Raw genomic sequence first — 375 nt, 5'->3', positions numbered from 1 at the left:
GTGGGGTAGATGATTGGGGTGAAGTCGTAACAAGGTAGCCGTATCGGAAGGTGCGGCTGGATCACCTCCTTTCTAAGGAATACCCGATCACGATGATGATCGGATAAATAGTTTGAAAATGACGCAGTGCGTCAGACGTGATATCATTTGTTCAGCTTTGATGGAATTTGTATGGGGCCATAGCTCAGCTGGGAGAGCGCCTGCCTTGCAAGCAGGAGGTCAGGAGTTCGATCCTCCTTGGCTCCACCATGAACCATCATTTTTTTTGTTCCTTGAAAACTGGATAGCGAAAGATGAAACATCCTTAAGCAACAAATGTTTTTATTAGGTTAAGCTAATAAGAGCGCACGGAGGATGCCTAGGCACTAGGAGCCG

At 46.9% G+C, this 375-nt stretch carries 1 tRNA gene and 1 rRNA gene; both read left to right on the top strand.

What is annotated here, in order from left to right:
• Nucleotides 1-72, top strand: a 16S ribosomal RNA gene (locus WFK81_RS30795); the annotation flags it as partial.
• A 101-nt stretch (nt 73-173) separates the two neighbouring features.
• A tRNA-Ala gene (locus tag WFK81_RS30790) sits at nt 174-249 on the top strand.
• The last annotated feature ends 126 nt before the right edge of the window (nt 250-375 follow it).

Source organism: Paenibacillus sp. MMO-177 (assembly GCF_037147795.1).
Taxonomy (GTDB): Bacteria; Bacillota; Bacilli; order Paenibacillales; family Paenibacillaceae; genus Pristimantibacillus.
The sequence above is the reverse complement of the archived record's forward strand: the minus strand, read 5'-3'. Positions and strand labels throughout refer to the sequence as shown.